The organism is Endozoicomonas sp. ALC013 (assembly GCF_049310205.1).
Lineage (GTDB): Bacteria > Pseudomonadota > Gammaproteobacteria > Pseudomonadales > Endozoicomonadaceae > Endozoicomonas.
The window spans coordinates 1-1,325 of record NZ_JBLYNS010000383.1 but is presented as its reverse complement, the minus strand read 5'-3'; the positions used below and the strand labels follow the sequence as shown (position 1 = coordinate 1,325).

Sequence of the window (1,325 nt, the reverse complement as noted above, 5' to 3'; positions counted from 1 at the left end):
CGTGAGCAGGTGGAAATCCGGGCAGGACAGCAACTGGTGCAGATCTTCTACAAGGGGAAGCCGGTAGCCAGCCATCCCCGCAAATGGGGAACCGGCTTCACCACCCGCACAGAGCATATGCCAGAGCGCCACCAGAAACAGCAGCAGTGGACACCGGGACGACTCCTGAACTGGGCGAAAAAGCTGGGCCCCGACGTCCTGTGGTTTACTCAGCAACTGCTCGATAGCAAAGAGCATCCGGAACAGGCTTACCGTGCCTGTCTTGGACTGCTCAACATGGAGCGTGAATACGGCGCTGACCGATTGAATGCGGCCTGCCACCGGGCCAGAAACACCGGTGGTCGGCGAGTTGCTAATGTCCGTTCGATCCTCCAGTCCGGATTAGACAAAATCCCGCTGAACAAGGCAGAAACCAGCGACGATGATCGTGTGACCAGAAGCCATGAAAACATTCGCGGCGCCAGCTTTTACCAGTGAGGAGCGAGACCATGATCAATCAAAACCTGACTCGCCTTCGCAGCCTGCGCCTGGGAGGCATGGCGGATGCCCTGAACCTGCAGAGTGAGCAACCCGGCACCTATGAAGGGCTCAGCTTCGAAGAGCGGCTGGCCCTGCTTATTGACCAGGAGGACGCGGACCGCAGCAACAAACGACTGGCCCGGTTACTGAAAGCAGCTCGTTTCAAACTGGCAGCCACCCTGGAGGATATTGATTATGAGCAGCCCCGGGGGATTACCCGTTCCCAGATGGCCTCACTGATACCGGGTGAGTGGCTGAGCAAAAACCAGAACCTGCTGATCACCGGACCCTGTGGAACTGGCAAAAGCTGGCTTAGTTGCGCCTTTGGCCACAGTGCCTGCCTGCGCGGTTACAGTGTGCGCTACTACCGGACCTCCCGGTTGCTGGAAGCCATGACCATTGCTCACGGTGATGGCAGCTACAGCAAGCTCCTGCAGCAACTGGCGAAAGTCAATTTGCTGATACTGGACGACTGGGGGCTTGAGCCCCTGACCCAGAGCCAGCGCAATGACCTGTTGGAGATTATGGATGACAGGCATAACCAGAGTTCTACCATCGTCACTAGCCAGCTACCGGTATCGAAGTGGCATGACAGCATCGGTGACGCGACGCTGGCTGATGCCATTCTGGACCGGCTGATTCATAACGCCCACCGGTTGGAACTCAAGGGAAAGTCCATGAGAAAAAATCAGACCAAAACTGGAGGGTCGTGAACACTCAGGCTACAAATAAAGGAGGGCAGTGCTTGGGTAAGCGGAGGTGTTCACGCTTACCAGAATTAGCGTTCACGTTTACCAGAATATGCA

2 protein-coding genes are annotated in these 1,325 nt (G+C 56.5%); both read left to right on the top strand.

Annotated elements, in window-relative coordinates:
* Positions 1 to 477 (top strand): Mu transposase domain-containing protein (locus ACO6V1_RS23980; protein ID WP_422469116.1); only part of this gene is annotated, 477 nt, incomplete at its 5' end.
* An 11-nt stretch (positions 478 to 488) separates the two neighbouring features.
* On the top strand, positions 489 to 1,232 hold the full coding sequence (istB, locus tag ACO6V1_RS23975) for an IS21-like element helper ATPase IstB (protein ID WP_422444680.1): 744 nt from the start codon (positions 489 to 491) through the stop codon (positions 1,230 to 1,232).
* Positions 1,233 to 1,325 lie beyond the last annotated feature (93 nt).